The following is a 17,603-nucleotide window of genomic DNA, read 5'->3' as shown; positions in this document are numbered from 1 at the left end:
GTATGAGCGGAGAACGGCGGCGCGTCATGACGCGCTGCAACGGAATCAAACGACATCATGCGCGGCTGATGGCCGCGATCAAATTACCTGTAAGGTAAGAGGAAAGCTTCAGCTTTCGCCGCCAGCCAGTCCCACCGCCCACAACGCAAACGCGTAAACAATTGCGATTTCATCGAGCCGGTTGAAGCGGCCGGACGCGCCGCCGTGACCTGCGCCCATGTTGGTGCGCAACAGCACCGGCCCGCCGCCCGTCATCACGGGGCGGAGCCGTGCGATCCATTTCGCCGGCTCCCAGTAAGTGACGCGCGGATCGGCGAGGCCGCCCATCGCCAGAATCGCGGGATACTCTTTCGCCGCGACGTTGTCATAAGGCGAGTACGACAGGATGGTCTTGAAATCGGCCGCACTTTCAATCGGGTTGCCCCACTCGGGCCATTCCGGCGGCGTCAGTGGCAGCGTGTCGTCGAGCATGGTGTTCAGTACATCCACAAACGGGACTTCGGCGACGATGCCCGCGAACAGTTCGCCCGAACGGTTCGCGACCGCACCCATCAGCATGCCGCCGGCGCTGCCGCCGTGGCCGACGATCTTTTTCGCCGAGGTGTATTTCGCGTCGATCAGCGCGCGGGCTGCGGCGGCGAAATCGTCGAAGGTGTTGGTCTTCTTCTCGCGCTTGCCGTCGAGATACCAGCCCCAGCCCTTGTCCGCGCCGCCGCGGATATGCGCGATGGCGTACACAAAGCCGCGGTCGACCAATGACAGCCGGTTGGCCGAGAACGATGCCGGCATCGCGCTGCCGTAGGAGCCGTAGCCATACAGCAGCAGCGGCGCACTGCCGTCGCGCTTGAGGTCCTTGCGATGAACGATCGAGACCGGCACCTGCGCGCCATCATGGGACGTCGCCGTGATGCGGGTGGTGACGTAGTCGGCAGGATTGTGGCCGGAGGGAATTTCCTGGCGCTTGCGCAGGGTGCGCGCGCGGCTGACCATATCGTAGTCGAACACTTCCGACGGCGTGGTCATCGACGAATAGGAAAACCGGATCTGCGTGGTGTCGAACTCGTAGCCGCCGATAGTGCCGAGCGAATAGGCTGCCTCGTCAAAAGCGATGGCATGTTCCTGCAAGGTCGCGAGATCCCGGATGACGATGGAGGGCAGCGCATTGGTTCGCTCCATCCGCACCAGATGACCGGAATAAAGTTCGATGTCGATGATGTAGGTGCCGGGCCGATGCGGGATCAGGTCGCGCCAGTTCTTGCGCGCGGGCGATGCCAGCGGCGCGGTGACGATCTTGAAGTCGATGGCCTCATCCGCATTGGTCAGGATGAAGAGCTGATCGCCGCGGTCGGCAATCGAATACTGCACGCCTTCCTCGCGCTTCGCGATCAGGCGCGGCGGGGCCTCGGGTGCGCTCAGATCGATCAGCCGCTGTTCTGACGTTTCATGATCGCCGCCCGCGATCACGCAGAAACGGCCGCTGGCGCTTTCATGGATATGCGTGAACCAGCCGGAATCCTGTTCCTCATAGACCAGGGTGTCCTCCGCCTGCGAGGTGCCGAGAACATGACGATAGACCTGCATCGGGCGGTGGTTGTCGTCGAGCTTGACATAGAAGAACGACTTCGAATCCGCCGCCCAGACCATGCCGCCGTCGGTTTCCTCGACAACGTCGGCGGAATCCGTGGCCGTTTCCCAGTCGCGCACGCGGATAGTGAAATATTCCGAGCCGCGAACGTCCGCGCTCCATGCTTCCAGCTTGTGATCGGGCGAGTGACGCGCGCCGCCGAACCGGAAATATTCGGTCTGCTTGGCGAGTTCATCGCCGTCGATGATGAAACGGGCTTCGCCGCTGCCATCGCGCGCGGTTCGGCCGATCTGCTCGTGTTGACCGCCTTCATTATACTTCTGGAAGTAGGCGAACGGCCCGTCGGGCGAGGGAACGCTGGAATCGTCTTCCTTGATGCGGCCGCGCATTTCCGCGACCAGCTTCTTCTGCAACGGTTCGGTGTGGCCCATCACTGTGTCGGCGTAGGCATTCTCGGCTTCGAGATAGGCGCGGATGTCCGGCTTGAGCGCCGACGGGTCGCGCAGGACTTCCTGCCAGTTGTCGTCCTTCAGCCACGCATAGTCGTCGGTCACGGTGATGCCGTGATGCGTGAAACTGTGGGGGCGGCGCGGCGCGACGGGAGGAGTGGCAACTTTTGAAGTCATGCGGTGCGGGCTTTCAATCGACGGAAAATTCCGGGTCGTCCCCGCGAAAGCGAGGACCCATACTCCCTGTCGCGGAATATTATGCGGGATGTATGACGTGTCTTCTTGAGGGTCTAGGGGTTATGGGTCCCCGCTTTCGCGGGGACGACGATAAATCGTGCAATGTGACGCATTATCAGGAGTCTGCCCTCGACTCCGTCGCAACGCCTGCCAGCAAGAGCACCGTATGCAGCAGCACGTTTGCGCCCGCGGTGCAGTCGGCCTGCGTCGCATCCTCCAGTTCGTTGTGGCTGACACCGTCCTTGCAGGGCACGAAGATCATCGCTGCCGGAACCACGGCTGCGAGGTTGCAGGCGTCGTGTCCCGCGCCGGACGTGATGCGGCGGTGGCTGTAGCCCATCTCTTTGGTTGCGGTTTCGACAGCATCGACCAGTTTTGTGTCGAACACCGTCGGCTCCTTGCGCCAGATCTGCTCGACCGTGATCTTGACGTTGCGGCGTGCGATGATTTCCGCGACGGCGCGTTGCAGCGCGTCGTGCAACTTGTCCAGCGTGGCTGACTCTGAACTGCGAATATCCACGGTGAAGGTGAGGTCGCCGGGGATGACGTTGCGCGAGGGATTGTCGATCCTGATTTCGCCGACGGTGCCGACCGCATTCGGACCGAGATCGCGCGCGATCCTTTCCACCGCAAGCACGACTTCGGATAACGCTGCAAGTGCATCCTTGCGCAGCGGCATCGGGGTGGTCCCGGCGTGGCTGGCGAAACCGGCGATCGAGCCGTTGTACCACATGATGCCCTGGCCGCGATCGACCACGCCGATGGTCTTGTTCTCGGCTTCCAGCAGCGGGCCCTGCTCGATGTGCAGTTCGACGAAGGCGCTGAACTTCTGCTTTCCGACAGCATCTGCGCCGCGATAGCCGATGGTGTCGAGTGCTTCCGCGACCGTGATGCCGTCGGCGTCCTTGCGGCCCAGAATATCGTCGGTGGTGTAGTCGCCGGCGTAAGCCGCGGACGCCATCATCGCCGGTGCGTAGCGCGAGCCTTCTTCGTTGGTCCAGTTGCACACGCAGACGGGATACTCGGTTTCGATCCCGGCGTCGTTCATGGCGCGGACGACTTCGAGCGCGGCGAGGGTGCCGAGGATGCCGTCGTACTTCCCGCCGGTGGGCTGAGTGTCGAGATGGGAGCCGATGCCGATCGGCGGCTTCGACATGTCGCGGCCGGGCCGGATCGCGAACATGGTGCCGAGTGCATCGACACTGACTTCGCAGCCGGCGGCTTCGCAGGCGGTGCGGAACCAGTCGCGTACCTGCTTGTCCTCGGGCCCGAGCGTCAGCCGCTTGACGCCGCCCTTGGGCGTTGCGCCGAATTTCGCGGTTTCGTGAATGTCGCCCCAGAGGCGCGCGGAATCGATCTGAAGATTGGATCTGGCTTTTGTCATGATGGACCGATACCGCAGGTTCGCGCCGGAAACATCTCCGGAAAAGGAGGGTCAGGTGTGCCGATGGACGTGCTTTTTGCGCGCGCCCGAAGTCTTGGCGCCGGCTTCGGTGGGGATCATCACCACGCGGCCGTAGCGCACGCCGCGCTCGGCGATGACATGGTCCGCCAGATGCTGCACATCTGCTGTCCGGCCCTTGAGCGCGGTGATCTCCATGCAGTTATCGTTGTCCAGATGCACGTGAAGCGTCGCCAGCGACAGGTCGTGATGGTCATGGAAATTGTTGACAAGGCGGCTGGAGAGATCGCGCGCGGCATGATCGTAGACATAGACCAGCGCGGCGACGCAATCGCCGCCGCTTTTTCCGGCATCCTGCGCCGCCTGCTGCATGCCGGCGCGGGCGAAATCCCGGATCGCCTCGGAGCGGTTCTGGTAGCCGTGCTCCTCGATCATGCGATCCAGTTCGGCCATGAGATCGTCGTCGAGGGTGATGGTCACGCGCTGCATTGAGAGGGCTCCGTTCCGGCCGCGGCTGATGGTTCCCTGAGCATAACCGATCCATCCAGACTGTTGGGCTGATTTGATGCGTTCAAAACCGGCAGATTTCCCGATGGGTAAGGGCAGGGCTTGTTCATTCACAACTCGCCGTTTCGCAGGGCGAACGCAAGGCCGCCGTGAGACGGGAATATTTGGGACCTAATGACGCATCTGCCGGATGCGTCGCAATAACTGCGTCCCGCACGCGTCTCCTTGCTTTTCTTTCGCGCTGATTTCGGGGATCATCGTGTCATAAAAATAGAACAAGACAGGTTCGGACATCGTCACGAACCGCCAAGGGAGAGATGTTCAATGGCCTATCGATCCGGATTCAAAAGCGTTTTCGCGGCGGCTGCGCTGGCCGTGCTGTCCAGTGTTGCAGTGGCGCAGGATTATCCCACCAAACCGATCACGCTGATCGTGCCGTGGCCTGCAGGCGGCTCGACCGATATCTCGATGCGCGCGATCGCCGAAAGCGCGTCCAAGGTGCTCGGCCAGCCCATTGTAGTGGATAACAAGGCGGGCGGCGGCGGCACCGTCGGGCCGGCAACCATGGCGGCGACGGCGAAGCCCGACGGCTACACGATTTCGCAGATACCGATCACGGTGTTTCGTCTGCCGCTGATGCAGGACGTGTCCTGGAACGCCGACAAGGATTTCACCTACATTGTACACCTGACGGGGTACACCTTCGGCGTGACCACGAACGCGGACTCGCGGTTCAAGACCTGGAAGGACGTGGTCGACTTCGCCAAGGCAAATCCCGGCAAGGTGACCTATGCGACGCCGGGCGCGGGCACCTCGCTGCATATCGGCATGGAGCAGATCGCTGCCAAGGCGGGCATCAAGCTCACGCAGGTGCCGTTCAAGGGCGGCGCCGAAACCAATGCGGCCGTGCTCGGCAATCACACCATGCTTCAGGCGGACTCCACCGGATGGCGGCCGCTGGTCGATGCCGGCAAGCTGCGCCTGCTGATGGTGTGGACCTCGAAGCGCTCGCCGAACTTCCCGGACGCGCCGACCCTCAACGAACTCGGCTATTCGATGGTGTATGACTCGCCGTTTGGCATCGCCGGCCCGAAAGGCATGGACCCCAAGATCGTTGCCAAACTTCACGACGCCTTCAAGAAGGCGATCGAGGACCCGGCGGTGATCGCGACGCTGGCGAAGTTCGACATGGTGGCGAACTACAAGAACACCGAGGACTACAAGAAATTCGTCGCCGAGGTCACCGAGTCCGAGCGCAAGGTCATCGATACGCTGGGGCTGGCGAAGAAAACCAACTGAGTGGGCTTTTCGCAAAGAACGTCATCCTGAGGTGCGAGCCGCGTTTGCGGCGAGCCTCGAAGGATGAGTGCGATATCCGCTGTCGTCCTTCGAGGGCTACGCTTCGCTCCGCCACCTCAGGGTGACGGCGGGATCACATCAGGGACATGAAAGAACAGTCCATGGGCAATGATGCTAGCGAGAAATTCAGACTGGGCAATTCCGAGCTGTGGGGCGGGCTCGTCGGCCTTGCCCTCGGCGTCTTCGTGATCTGGGCCGGCCAGAAGCTCAAGATCGGTAGCATCAACGATCCGGGTTCAGGCTTCGTGCTGTTCTACACGGGCATCCTGATGTGCCTGTTCGCAGGCACGATCCTCCTCGCGGCGATCACTGAAGGCGGCCCGAGTGTTGCGTCGCTGTGGGCCGGAACGCGCTGGACCAAGCCGGTGGTCGTCATTGCGTGCCTCGCGGGATTTTCCTTCCTGCTTCAGCCGCTCGGCTTTCTGCTGGCGTCGATTCCGCTGCTGTTGCTGCTGCTGCGGGTGATCGATCCGGTGCGCTGGACGCTGGCGATCCCGCTTGCGGTGCTGGCGCCGATCGGCGTCTGGTGGGTGCTGAAACGTGCGCTGCTCATCCAGTTGCCTGCGGGCATGTTCAACATCGGCTGATCGGGCAGGCTCATGGATGTTCTCGTCAACGTCTCGCACGGTCTCGGCGTCGCTCTTCAGCCGGTCAACCTGCTGTACTGTTTCATCGGCGTGTTCATCGGCACGCTGGTCGGCGTGCTGCCGGGCATCGGCCCGATCTCGGCGATGTCGCTGCTGCTGCCGGTGACACTGTCGGGCACCCCGGAGTCCGGCATCATCATGATGGCGGGTATCTACTACGGATCGATGTATGGCGGCTCGACCACGTCGATCCTTGTCAACATTCCGGGCGAGGCGGCATCGGTCGTCACCTGTCTCGACGGGCATCAGATGGCGAAGCAGGGGCGCGCAGGACCTGCGCTCGGCATCTCCGCCCTCGGTTCGTTCATTGCAGGCACCTTCTCGCTGATCGCGCTGATGCTGATAGCTCCGTCGCTGGCGAACGTGGCGGTTGCGTTCGGGCCGGCGGAATATTTCAGCCTGATGGTGCTCGGCCTCGTGGTGCTGACGTTCCTGACCCAGGGCTCGATGGCAAAGGCGCTGCTGATGGCCTGCATCGGCGTCGTGCTCGGACTGATCGGCCTCGACAGCATCACCGCGCAGCCGCGGCTGACATTCGGCCGTCTCGAACTGATCGACGGCATCGGCCTGGTGCCGGTGGTGATGGGCCTGTTTGGCGTCGCCGAAGTGCTCATCAACATCGAGCAGGTGATCAAGCGGGATGTGATCGAAGCCAAGATCACGCAGCTTCTGCCCAACAAGGAAGACTGGAAGGCCAGCGCCGGCCCTGTCGGACGCGGCACCTTGCTCGGATTCTTTCTCGGCATTCTGCCGGGCGGCGGCGCGGTGGTGGCGTCCTTTGCGTCCTATGCATTGGAGAAGCGGCTGTCGAAGACGCCGGAACGTTTCGGCAAGGGCGCCATCGAAGGTGTCGCGGGGCCGGAAGCGGCCAACAACGCAGCCGCGGGCGGTGCCTTCATTCCGCTGATGACTCTCGGCATTCCGCCGAATGTCGTGATGGCGCTGCTGCTCGGTGCGTTCGTCATTCACGGCCTTCAGCCGGGCCCGCTGATGATCACGCAGAATCCCGGATTGTTCTGGGGCATCATCGCCAGCATGTATATCGGCAACATCATGTTGCTGATTTTGAACCTGCCGCTGATCGGCATGTGGGTGCAGCTCTTGAAGCTGCCCTACAACGTGCTGTTCCCGCTGATCCTGCTCTTCACCATCGTCGGCGTCTACTGCAGCAGCAACAATGTCTTCGATGTCTACGTCATGGTCGGGTTCGGCGTGATCGGCTACCTGATGCGCAAATTCGGCTACGAGCCGGCGCCGCTGGTGCTCGCCTTCGTGCTCGGGCCGCTGCTCGAGAACAATCTGCGCAAGTCGCTGATCCTGTCGCAGGGCGACTTGATGACTTTCGTGCAGCGCCCGATCTCCGCGATCTGTCTCGTGATCGCCGCGATCCTGTTGATCGGGCCGCTGCTCCCGTCGCTGCGCAAGAAGCGCGAACTCGTCGCGCTGGACGAGGGGGCCTAGGTGTGGCGGTTCGCAAGTCCGCATGATCATTACCGCAACCCTTGTCTGCGGACTTGCGAACCGAAGCCACACCAGAATCATATTTGCCAGTGTCCTTTCGAATCCGAAGTTCGCTACGGAAGTTGCGGTTGAATGAAGCGAACTTCGGATTCGGGACACGCGCGTGGGAACTTTTGCGACGTTTGGGCGTCATCATGGTTGCGGTACGGGGACCGTTTCCAGCCATGATTGAAGCCAATGATGTTCGATCCTGAAAGAGTCCGGCAAAACGACTTGCGCGGAGGCACGTCACCGTGGAGCCAGCGGCTCGTGCGGCCCGGACGGTCGTCAGTCGATCAGGATTTCCGCTGCGAGATTCTGGTGGTCGGTGCGGGCGTCACCGGTTCGCTGGTGGCCGAACATCTCGCCGCCGAGGGCCATGAGGTTTGCGTTATCGACCGGCAGCGTCCCGGCTTCGGCAGCACGGCGGCGAGTACCGCGATGCTGCTCTGGGAGATCGACCGCTCGCTGAACGATCTCACCGCGATGTACGGATTCGATCGCGCCGCCAGCATCTATCGGCGCAGTTTCGGCGCGGTCAGCGGATTGGCGGAGCTTGTGAACACGCGTGGGCTGGCATGTGGCCTGCGCCACAAACGCTCGCTGTATCTGGCGGCGGGGAACATGGGTGCGCGCGAATTGAAAGCGGAGCACGATCTCCGAATGCGCGCCGGGCTGCCCGGCGAGTATCTGGATCATCTGACATTGCTGGAGGAATTTGGTCTCTACCGCGAGGCCGCGCTCCATTCGATCGGTTCGGCTGACGCCGATCCGCTATTGTTGTGTCAGGCGTTATTGGCGGCAGCGGCAATGCAGGGCGTCAGGATATTCGATGCGAGCGCTGAAAACTACGACAACAGCGGGCAGGCCGTGATTGTCGAACTCGACAATGGTCATATCATTGAGGCCAAGCAGGTCGTTCTTGCGACCGGTTATGTGATGCCGGATTTTGTCAGCTCAAGTCTGCACAAGATTTCGTCGAGCTGGGCCATCGCGACACCTCCGCAGCCGGCGGGCGGGTTGTGGCGCGACGGCGCGCTGATCTGGGAAGCCTCGGAGAATTACAGCTACGCGCGCACGACGACCGACAACCGGATCATCATGGGCGGGGAGGACGACGATCAGGTGATCGAACCCGAAGCACGCGACCGGCTGATGCCGGCGAAGTCGGAAGCTCTCTTGCATCGGCTCAACGGGCTGTGGTCGCATGCGGAGCCTGTCGCGGAGTTTGTCTGGTCGGGCGCGTTCGGAACCACGACCGACGGTCTGCCGCTGATCGGGCGCGTGCCCGGTCATCCGCGCATTCACGCCGCCTACGGTTACGGCGGCAACGGCATCACCTACAGTTATCTGGCGTCCCGGATCATCGCGGCGTCGATTGCCGGCAACTACCAGCCGTGGTTCGACGATTTCGCCATCGATCGCGACGCACCGAAGACAACTCCATAACCAAAACGAAAAATCCCGGCACGAGGCCGGGATTCATTCAGGTTATGCGGCTTGGGCCTAGCCGCCTTTGCCCTTTTCCTTGAAGTACTTCATCGCGCCGGGATGGAACGGCACCGGGGAGCGATCCTGCACCTGGTTATCCAGCGAGAAGCTCTCGGCTTCCTTGTGCACGGCGACGATGTCGGCCTTCTTCTCCACCAGCGTCTTGACGATGTTGTAGGCTTCGTCGTCGGTCATCTTGTTGCCAGTGACGATGATGTTCCAGACTTCGGCCATCTTGTTGTCGACGTCATAGCCCGGATAAGATCCGGCCTTGATGACGCCCGCGCTGTAGAGCTTTCCATACTTGGCGTTCATTTTCTCGACGACGTCGGCGTGGTCGATCAGCCTGAGCTTGACGCCGGGTGTGGCGGCGAGGTCCGTAACCGATGCGGTCGGAATGCCGCCGACCCAGAAGAATGCGTCGATCTTGCCGTCCTTGATGGCGTTGACCGACTCGGCGACGCCGAGGCGCTCGCGCTTCATGTCCTTGTCCTTGTCGAGACCGGCAGCCTCGATCACACGGAAAGCCATGACTTCGGTCGCGCCGCCGGGCGAGCCGGTGGAGACGCGCTTGCCCTTGAGATCGGCCATCGTTTTGATGCCGGTGCTCTCAACGGTCACGACATGCATCCGGTTCGGATAGACCACGAGCAGTGCTTGCAGCGGGATCTTTCCGCTCTTGAACTTGTCCTCGCCCTTATAGGCATCGAGCGCGGCGTCGGCCATGGTGAAGCCCATCTCGCTCTGGCCCGTGCCGATCAGCTTGAGGTTGTCGACCGAGCCGCCGGTGACTTCGGCGGTGGCCTGCACGTTCGGCAGGTTCTTCGACAGCACGTTCGCGATGGCGCCGCCAAGCGGATAATACACGCCTCCGGTGCCGCCCGTTCCGATCGCCATGGTCTTCTGCTGGGCGTGCGCCGTTATCAATCCGGCTGACAGTGCGAGAGCCAGCACCGCAGTCATTTTCGTGATTTTCTTCATTATCGATTGTCCTCCCATTTGAGTTCTCAGGCCGGTCGTTGAAGCGCCGGTCCTTTTGCCTGCCATAACACTACCCCCAATCCGATCAGGACGCCGGGTACATAGGTATAAGAAATGTCGCGACCAATCGCCGCTTCGATCACCGCCTCGATCAGGCTCGGAAACACCAGCAGGAGACCGGACAGCACCAGCAGTCCGCGCTCGATCAGCGTGGTAGCCCGCAGTGCCCAGCCCTGTGCCGCCGCCGCCAGCGCCATCAGCCCGAGCGTCGTCTTGAGGGTGATTTCAAAGATATCCACCCATGAGCCGCCCTTCGGAATGTTGAGCAGCAGGCCGACACCTTGCGGGTCGAGCACGAACACGAACGGCACCAGGAAGGCGGGCAGGGTGTATTTCCACGATTGCAGCGTGGTCTTGTAGGGATCGCCGCCGGTGATGGCGGCTGCCGCGAACGGCGAGAGCGCAGTCGGCGGCGAGACTTCCGACAACACCGCGTAATAGAAGATGAACATGTGCGCGGCATAGTCCGGCACTCCTAACTTGATCAGGGCAGGGGCCGCGATCACCGCGCAGATGATGTAGGACGCGGTGACGGGGACGGCGAGGCCAATGATCCAGACGATCAACGACGTGTAGATCGCCGTCAGCAGCAGGCTGCCGCCGGCGTAAGAGATCACAATCGACGAGAACTTCAGGCCAAGGCCGGTGAGGGTCACAATGCCGACGACGATGCCCGCGCATGCGCAGGTGGTCGCAGCATTCAACGCGCCGATCGAACCGTCAGCCAACGCGCGCTTCAGCTTCGGCGGCATCAACGCAGTGTCCTTGCGCAGGAAGCTGAGCAGGAACGTCGTGATGATCGCATAGAACACCGACAAGGCCGGCGAATAGCCGATCACCATGAAGATGACGACGGCGACCAGCGAGATAAAGTGGAAGCCGTAGCGCCTGGTCATCGTGCCGAGCGACATCTCCGGCTTGAAGTTGACGTCGCGCGCATGGAAGCGCTTGGCGTCGAGTTCGACCATGATCAGCAACGAGAGATAATAAAGACAGGTCGGGATGGTGGCCATCCAGATCACGTCGAGATAGCTGATCTTGAGAAACTCCGCGATCAGGAATGCCGCCGCGCCCAGCACCGGCGGCGACAGGATCGCGCCAAGGCCGCCAGCGGCGAGAAGGCCGCCGGCCGCGTTCTTCTCGAAGCCGGCCTTCTTCATCATCGGGTAGGCGACGGTGCCGATCATCACGGTCGTGGCGACGCCAGATCCTGACGGGCCGCCGAGCAGGAACGACGACAGCACCACGGTGCGTCCGGCGCTGTTCGGCTTGCCGCCCATCAGCGCTAGCGAGAAGTCGATGAAGAATTTTCCGGCGCCTGATTGCTGAAGGAAGGCGCCGAAAATCGTGAACAGGATGATCAGTGTCGCGGATACATCGACCGCGACACCGAAGATGCCTTCGAGCGTAATGAAGAGGTGACCGACCAGCCGTGACAGATCATAGCCCCGGTGGGTCCAGGGAGCAGGGAGGTGCGGACCGAGCATCGCATAGGCGATGAAGAAGACGGCGACCACTGGCATGATCGCGCCGGTGGTGCGGCGCGTTGCTTCAAGCACGAGAACAATGAAGATCACGCCGACGATGACGTCCCAGCGATCGGGTGTTGTGGCTCGGTCGGTAAAATCGTCGCCGCCCGACAGCGCGTAAGCAATAGTCGCGACTGCGAGAATGCCGGGAATGATATCCCACCAGCGCACGCGGTTGCGAAAACGCGCGGCGAGCGGAAACAGCAGGAAGCTCAGGACCAGCGTAAAGGCGACGTGGGTGTAGCGAAGCTCCTGCGTCGGAACGATCGCGTAGGCTGCATAAAGATGAAACAGGCTCATCGCGATGGCGATGGTGGTGACGGCTTGGCCTGCCAGCCCGCCCAGCCTGTTGGCCGCGCCTTCATCGGCTTCGATGAATTCCTCGGCTTTGCGCAAAGCCTCGTCGGAAATGACCGTCGGGTCATTGCCCGGCGGTGTATTTACCGTCGTCATGCTGCCTCCCCCTGGTCCCGATTTATTCCGGGCCTTAGCGGTCTTCCCGCCTGAGGCGGGGACCATTCGTTGATGCGCATTGAGGCGGGTTTGCCCGATTTAGGCAAGACTTCGTTCTGGGCGCGACGAGAGATCAACAACCGGAATGAACGCCGGCTTTGGCGCGCGGATGATGCACGACGCGAAACCGTTCGCCTCGCGCGAGGCGATGATGCGATCCTCACGCGACCGGCTTGCGTCCGCCGCCTTGATAAGGGCGTGGCATGATCCTCGGACTTGAGAGGAAGGGCGCGCTCATGCCGCGATTGTGGCCGAAATGCGCGCTGCGCCGCAGCAAATCCCAGTTGACTTTGGGCTAAGTGAGTGCTTACTCACGTCTCATGAGCACCCTCAGACTCACGGGCGATCTCCGCCGGGAGCAGATCCTGGAGGCGGCCAAACGTTGCTTCGCCCTGTACGGTTTTGCGGGGACGACGACGCGAAGTGTCGCGCGGGCTGCGGGCATCTCGGAGGGACTGCTGTTCAAGCATTTCCCTACTAAAGCCGCACTCTATGCAGAAATACTCGCGGAGGCCTGCGAGGCTGATCCGGAATTGCTTCGGCTGCGCGAACTGAAGCCATCGACGGAGACGCTGGTCATTCTGATCCGCGAGATGGTCGCACACTTCATGCGTGCGACCGAAGAACCGGATCAGGAAGATGCGCAGCGGGTCAGGCTTTTGATCTCCAGCCAATTGACTGACGGCGAATTCGCAAGGGTGCTCTATGACAAAATCGGAGACCTGATCGGTCCCATCTTCAGCGCATCGCTTGAAAGCGCCATCGCTACAGGTGACGCGGAGCGCGTGGAAGGTGAACCGCTCAATCTTTTCTGGTTCGCGCATCAAGTCGTTCACATGATCGCCCTGACAAGGCTTCCCGCGACTCCATCGCTGGATTATCCAAACGCGCCGGACTTCGAACGGCAGATTTGCCAGTTCATTCTTCGGGGTATCGGAATGAACGGCCGGGCTATCGCTTCTTATTTGGATACCGTTCCATCGCTCTCTGAAGCGTCGGTCCGGATTGCTGAAAGTGCATAAACATGGACGCCAAGAGCTCACCTCAGCCTCAGCACACTCCTTCACCGGCCGAAAAGCCTCGTCCGCCGGTACGCATGCGCCGCTGGATGATCATCATCGGCGGGGTTCTCGTGCTGCTCGTCGGTATCATCTGGGGCTTCAACGCCTTCCGCAGTCACATGATTGCGGAGTTCTTCAAGAACAATAAGCCGCCTCCAACCGTGGTGGCTGTGGCAGAAGCCAAGTCGGAAGTGTTGCCGAATCTCCTGACTGCCGTCGGCGATCTCGCCGCGATCAATCAGGTCAACGTCACCACCGACGTCAACGGCCGGGTCACCGAGATTCTCTTCCAGCCAGGCTCGGAAGTGAAGGCAGGCGATCCGCTGCTCCAGATCTATGACGCCCCGGAACAGAGCGATCTCGCCAGCTTCAAGGCACAGACGCTGGCGGCGCAGCTCGCGCTCGACCGCGCCAAGACGCTGCTCGCCAAGTCGTTCGGCCCGCAGGCGACGGTCGATCAGGCGCAGGCGGCTTACGATCAGGGCGCGGCTGCGGTCGCGAAGACCGAAGCCATCATTTCACAGAAGCGCATCACCGCGCCATTTAGCGGCGTGCTCGGCGTGCGTCTGGTCCAGCTTGGTCAGTATCTCAGCGCCGGAACACAGATCGTCTCGCTGACCGATCTTTCTCGCCTGTATCTCAACTTCACGGTGACCGAAAAGGACCGCGCCGTTCTGAACGTCGGCCAGACCGTTCGCATCAAGGTGGACGCCTATCCGGATCGCACCTTCGAAGGCAAGATCACCACCATCGAGCCGCAGATCAGCGCCGACACCCGAAACGTGCGGGTCCAGGCGACGCTGGATAATCCGAACCGTATCCTGCAGCCGGGCATGTTCGCATCGACCACGGTCGAACTGCCGCCGAAGCCTGCGGTGATTACCGTGCCGGAGACTGCCGTGGACTATACCCTCTACGGCGATTCCGTCTGGCTCATCACCGAGACCAAGGGCACGGACGGCAAGGAGTCGCTGAAAACCGACCGGACCTTCGTGAAGACCGGACAGCGTGTCAACGGACGGGTCGTCATCGCCAGCGGCATAAAGCCCGGGGATCGCGTGGTTGCTGTCGGACAGCTCAAGCTGCAATCCGGCTCTGCTGTTACGATCTCGCCTGACCAGCCACCGCAGATTCCCGCGCAGCCGCCGCGCTACTGATTTTTGAACGGAGCGCCGCTCATGGCCTTCACTGATATCTTCATCAAGCGGCCCGTTCTGTCGCTTGTCGTCAGCCTGCTGATACTGCTGATCGGCTTCCAGGCGGCGACGCATCTTGGAATTCGTCAGTATCCCAAGCTGTCGAACACCGTCGTCACCGTCACGACGTCGTATCCCGGCGCGTCGCCCGACTTGATGCAAGGCTTCATCACCCAGCCGATCGAGCAGGCGGTGGCGTCGGCGGAAGGCGTCGACTACATCACGTCGTCGTCGGTGCAGGGCACCAGCACGATCTCGGTCTACATCAAGCTCAATGTGGATCCGAACTCCGCGCTGACCGAAGTCAGTTCGAAAGTCAGTTCGGTCAGATACCTGATCCCGCGTGAATCGAACGACCCGGTCATCACCAAATCGACCGGCCAGACCACGGCCGTGATGTATCTCGGTTTCGCCAGCGACGAGTTGAGCGGGCCGCAGATTTCGGACTACCTGGCCCGCGTGGTGCAGCCGATCCTTTCGACGGTGGATGGCGTCGCATCGGCGGATATTCTCGGCGCGCAGACGCTGGCAACCCGCATCTGGCTGGACCCGGCGCGTATGGCCGGCCGCAACGTGTCGCCCGACGACATCGCCGCGGCGATCAGGGCGAATAACTTCCAGGCCGCCGCAGGTCAGTCGAAGGGATACTTCACCGTATCGAACGTGACGACCAATACCGACCTGACCAGCATCGAGCAGTTCAAGCGGATGACGGTGAAGGCCAAGGATGGCGGCTTCGTCAGGCTTGAAGACGTCGCGACGGTCGAACTCGGCGCCCAGAGCACGGACTCGAGCGTTGCGATGAGCGGCCAGCAGGCCATCTTCATCGGCGTCCAGTCGACCCCGCAGGGCAATCCCCTGAACATCGTCAAGGGTGTGCGCGGGCTGTTCCCGGAAATCGAGCGCAATCTGCCGCCGTCGCTGAAAATGCGCGTGGCTTACGATTCAACCAAGTTCATTCAGTCGTCGATCAACGAAGTGCGGGACACCTTGCTTGAAGCGGTGGTGATCGTGGTCGTCGTGATCTTCCTGTTCCTGGCGTCGTTCCGGTCGGTGATTATTCCTGTCGTCACCATTCCGCTGTCGCTGGTGGGCGCCTGCATTCTCATGCTGGCGATGGGCTTTACGCTCAACCTGCTGACGCTGCTGGCGATGGTGCTTGCCATCGGACTCGTGGTCGACGACGCCATTGTCGTGGTCGAAAACATCCATCGGCATCTGGAGGAGGGTAAATCGCCCGTTGAAGCGTCGCTGATCGGCGCGCGCGAAATTGTCGGTCCGGTCATTTCCATGACCATCACGCTGGCCGCGGTGTATGCGCCGATCGGATTCCTCGGCGGTCTGACCGGCGCCCTGTTCCGTGAATTCGCATTCACGCTGGCAGGCTCGGTGATCATCTCGGGTATCGTCGCGCTGACGCTATCCCCGATGATGTGCTCCGTGCTGCTCAAGGGTGGGCACGATCAGGGCCGTTTCGCCAAGCTGGTCGATCGCGTGTTTACCCGCGTGACCGACTGGTACGGCCGCAAGCTGGATCGCTCGCTCGACTATCGCCCCATTACGGGTCTCTTCGCTCTGACGATTCTGTTTCTCGTTGGTTTCATGTTCGTCAACACCAACAAGGAACTGGCGCCCGAGGAAGACCAGGGCATTCTGTTCTCGGTGACCAAGGCGCCGCAATACGCCAACATCGACTACAGCAAGTTCTACGGCGAGAAGCTCGACAAGGTCTTTGCGAGTTTCCCGGAAACCGATCTGCGTTTCATCATCAACGGCACCAATGGCCCCGCCAACGGTATTGCCGGTATGATCCTGAAGCCATGGGATGAGCGCAAGCGGTCCTCGCTGGCACTGAAGCCCCTGGTGCAGAACGAACTGAGCAAGGTCGAAGGCGTCAATGCGTTTGCCTTCAACCTGCCGGCGCTGCCGGGCGGCCCGGGCGGTCTGCCGATCCAGATGGTCATCAGCAGCACGAGCGGCTTCCAGGCCGTGTTCGAGCAGATGGAAAACCTGAAGAAGGCCGCGCGCGCCAGCGGACTATTCATCGTGGCGGACAGCGATCTCGCGTTTAACCAGCCGGTGGTCCGCGTGGTTGTCGATCGTTCCAAGGCGAATGACCTCGGCATCAACATGGCTGCGCTGGGCAATACGCTATCGACGCTGCTCGGCGGCAACTACGTCAACCGGTTCAATCTTGAAGGACGTTCGTATCAGGTAATTCCGCAGGTGCCGCGGGACCTTCGCCTGACGCCGGAATCGATCGGCAATTATTACGTGGCGACGAATACCGGCCGGCAGGTGCCGCTCTCGACAGTCGTTACGATCGAGACGATGACCAACCCGAACGCACTGACCCATTTCAACCAGCTCAACTCCGCAACATTCCAGGCCGTGGCCATGCCGGGCGTGACGATGGGCAAGGCGGTGGAGTTCCTCGAGACGCAGGCGAAGCAACTGCCTGCGGGCTTCACGCGCGACTATCTCGCTGACTCGCGTCAGTATGTGCAGGAAGGCAATCAGCTCACCGTGACTTTCATATTCGCGCTCATCATCATCTACCTGGTGCTGGCCGCGCAGTTTGAAAGTCTGCGCGATCCGCTGGTCATCCTGATCTCGGTGCCGATGGCGATTTCGGGTGCATTGATCCCGCTGTTCTTCGGCCTTGCGACCATCAATATCTATACGCAGGTGGGTCTGGTGACGCTGGTCGGCCTGATCAGCAAGCACGGCATCCTGATGGTGGAGTTCGCCAACGAGATGCAGGTCAACGAGGGTGTGGACCGGCGCACCGCCATCGAGCACTCGGCGCGCGTCCGCCTGCGGCCGATCCTGATGACGACCGCGGCGATGGTCGCCGGCCTGCTGCCGCTGCTCACCGCGAGCGGCGCCGGCGCAGCGAGCCGGTTCTCCATCGGCATCGTGGTGGTTGCGGGCATGTCGGTCGGCACGCTGTTTACGCTGTTCGTGCTGCCGGCGGTTTACACCTGGCTCGCGACCGATCACAGGGCGGCGGCGCAGAATCAGCGCGCCAAGGACATCGAGAAATACGAACTCAGTATGACCTGACAGGGTGAATAGGGTTTGGT

Annotated in this window: 12 protein-coding genes; 7 read left to right on the top strand and 5 right to left on the bottom strand. The window is 61.6% G+C overall.

Annotated elements, in window-relative coordinates:
- Positions 1-108: 108 nt before the first annotated feature.
- The 3 genes from AC1RM7_RS16615 to nikR all read right to left on the bottom strand — a co-directional run bounded on the left by AC1RM7_RS16615 (position 109) and on the right by nikR (position 4,162).
- Positions 109-2,211: a S9 family peptidase gene (locus tag AC1RM7_RS16615; protein WP_024920659.1), complete on the bottom strand. Its 2,103-nt coding sequence runs from the start codon at positions 2,209-2,211 to the stop codon at positions 109-111.
- Positions 2,212-2,386: 175 nt separating this feature from the next.
- Positions 2,387-3,655 (bottom strand): Zn-dependent hydrolase, encoded by a 1,269-nt coding sequence (locus AC1RM7_RS16610; protein WP_024920658.1) that lies wholly within the window; start codon positions 3,653-3,655, stop codon positions 2,387-2,389.
- A 51-nt stretch (positions 3,656-3,706) separates the two neighbouring features.
- A complete protein-coding gene (gene nikR, locus AC1RM7_RS16605) occupies positions 3,707-4,162 on the bottom strand; it encodes a nickel-responsive transcriptional regulator NikR (RefSeq protein WP_024920657.1) in 456 nt (151 codons plus the stop codon).
- Between the two features lie 342 nt (positions 4,163-4,504).
- Here nikR and AC1RM7_RS16600 point away from each other — a divergent pair, with 342 nt between their 5' ends.
- The 4 genes from AC1RM7_RS16600 (at position 4,505) to AC1RM7_RS16585 (ending at position 9,135) form a co-directional block, all read left to right on the top strand.
- On the top strand, positions 4,505-5,479 hold the full coding sequence (locus AC1RM7_RS16600) for a tripartite tricarboxylate transporter substrate binding protein (RefSeq protein ID WP_024920656.1): 975 nt from the start codon (positions 4,505-4,507) through the stop codon (positions 5,477-5,479).
- A 161-nt stretch (positions 5,480-5,640) separates the two neighbouring features.
- On the top strand, positions 5,641-6,126 hold the full coding sequence (locus tag AC1RM7_RS16595) for a tripartite tricarboxylate transporter TctB family protein (protein ID WP_024920655.1): 486 nt from the start codon (positions 5,641-5,643) through the stop codon (positions 6,124-6,126).
- A 12-nt stretch (positions 6,127-6,138) separates the two neighbouring features.
- On the top strand, positions 6,139-7,647 hold the full coding sequence (locus AC1RM7_RS16590; protein WP_024920654.1) for a tripartite tricarboxylate transporter permease: 1,509 nt from the start codon (positions 6,139-6,141) through the stop codon (positions 7,645-7,647).
- Between the two features lie 240 nt (positions 7,648-7,887).
- Positions 7,888-9,135: an NAD(P)/FAD-dependent oxidoreductase gene (locus AC1RM7_RS16585; protein ID WP_034460721.1), complete on the top strand. Its 1,248-nt coding sequence runs from the start codon at positions 7,888-7,890 to the stop codon at positions 9,133-9,135.
- Positions 9,136-9,192: 57 nt separating this feature from the next.
- Here AC1RM7_RS16585 and AC1RM7_RS16580 read toward each other — a convergent pair whose 3' ends face one another.
- Together AC1RM7_RS16580 and AC1RM7_RS16575 are read right to left on the bottom strand one after the other, a co-directional pair.
- Positions 9,193-10,158 carry a TAXI family TRAP transporter solute-binding subunit gene (locus tag AC1RM7_RS16580; RefSeq protein WP_024920652.1) on the bottom strand — a complete coding sequence of 322 codons (966 nt, stop codon included), beginning with the start codon at positions 10,156-10,158 and terminating at the stop codon, positions 9,193-9,195.
- A 26-nt stretch (positions 10,159-10,184) separates the two neighbouring features.
- Positions 10,185-12,200, bottom strand: a complete 2,016-nt coding sequence (locus AC1RM7_RS16575; protein WP_024920651.1) for a TRAP transporter permease — start codon at positions 12,198-12,200, stop codon at positions 10,185-10,187.
- A 380-nt stretch (positions 12,201-12,580) separates the two neighbouring features.
- On the opposite strand from AC1RM7_RS16575, the gene AC1RM7_RS16570 reads away from it, so the two are divergent.
- The 3 genes from AC1RM7_RS16570 (at position 12,581) to AC1RM7_RS16560 (ending at position 17,583) form a co-directional block, all read left to right on the top strand.
- The gene (locus tag AC1RM7_RS16570) at positions 12,581-13,282 is read left to right on the top strand and encodes a TetR/AcrR family transcriptional regulator (RefSeq protein ID WP_006019673.1); all 702 of its coding nucleotides are present in this window, start codon (positions 12,581-12,583) and stop codon (positions 13,280-13,282) included.
- Between the two features lie 74 nt (positions 13,283-13,356).
- A complete protein-coding gene (locus tag AC1RM7_RS16565) occupies positions 13,357-14,478 on the top strand; it encodes an efflux RND transporter periplasmic adaptor subunit (RefSeq protein ID WP_006019674.1) in 1,122 nt (373 codons plus the stop codon).
- A gap of 21 nt (positions 14,479-14,499) precedes the next feature.
- Positions 14,500-17,583, top strand: a complete 3,084-nt coding sequence (locus AC1RM7_RS16560; protein WP_024920649.1) for a MexW/MexI family multidrug efflux RND transporter permease subunit — start codon at positions 14,500-14,502, stop codon at positions 17,581-17,583.
- Positions 17,584-17,603: the final 20 nt, after the last annotated feature.

It is taken from the genome of Afipia sp. GW822-FHT03D08 (assembly GCF_058801645.1).
The sequence above is the reverse complement of the archived record's forward strand: the minus strand, read 5'-3'. Positions and strand labels throughout refer to the sequence as shown.

Bases quoted from the DNA above. Each gene is read 5' to 3' on its own strand.
- AC1RM7_RS16585 (WP_034460721.1), top strand. From the start codon at position 7,888: ATGTTCGATCCTGAAAGAGTCCGGCAAAACGACTTGCGCGGAGGCACG.
- AC1RM7_RS16600 (WP_024920656.1), top strand. From the start codon at position 4,505: ATGGCCTATCGATCCGGATTCAAAAGCGTTTTCGCGGCGGCTGCGCTG.
- AC1RM7_RS16595 (WP_024920655.1), top strand. From the start codon at position 5,641: ATGGGCAATGATGCTAGCGAGAAATTCAGACTGGGCAATTCCGAGCTG.
- nikR (WP_024920657.1), bottom strand. From the start codon at position 4,162: ATGCAGCGCGTGACCATCACCCTCGACGACGATCTCATGGCCGAACTG.
- AC1RM7_RS16615 (WP_024920659.1), bottom strand. From the start codon at position 2,211: ATGACTTCAAAAGTTGCCACTCCTCCCGTCGCGCCGCGCCGCCCCCAC.
- AC1RM7_RS16560 (WP_024920649.1), top strand. From the start codon at position 14,500: ATGGCCTTCACTGATATCTTCATCAAGCGGCCCGTTCTGTCGCTTGTC.
- AC1RM7_RS16590 (WP_024920654.1), top strand. From the start codon at position 6,139: ATGGATGTTCTCGTCAACGTCTCGCACGGTCTCGGCGTCGCTCTTCAG.
- AC1RM7_RS16580 (WP_024920652.1), bottom strand. From the start codon at position 10,158: ATGAAGAAAATCACGAAAATGACTGCGGTGCTGGCTCTCGCACTGTCA.
- AC1RM7_RS16610 (WP_024920658.1), bottom strand. From the start codon at position 3,655: ATGACAAAAGCCAGATCCAATCTTCAGATCGATTCCGCGCGCCTCTGG.
- AC1RM7_RS16565 (WP_006019674.1), top strand. From the start codon at position 13,357: ATGCGCCGCTGGATGATCATCATCGGCGGGGTTCTCGTGCTGCTCGTC.
- AC1RM7_RS16570 (WP_006019673.1), top strand. From the start codon at position 12,581: ATGAGCACCCTCAGACTCACGGGCGATCTCCGCCGGGAGCAGATCCTG.
- AC1RM7_RS16575 (WP_024920651.1), bottom strand. From the start codon at position 12,200: ATGACGACGGTAAATACACCGCCGGGCAATGACCCGACGGTCATTTCC.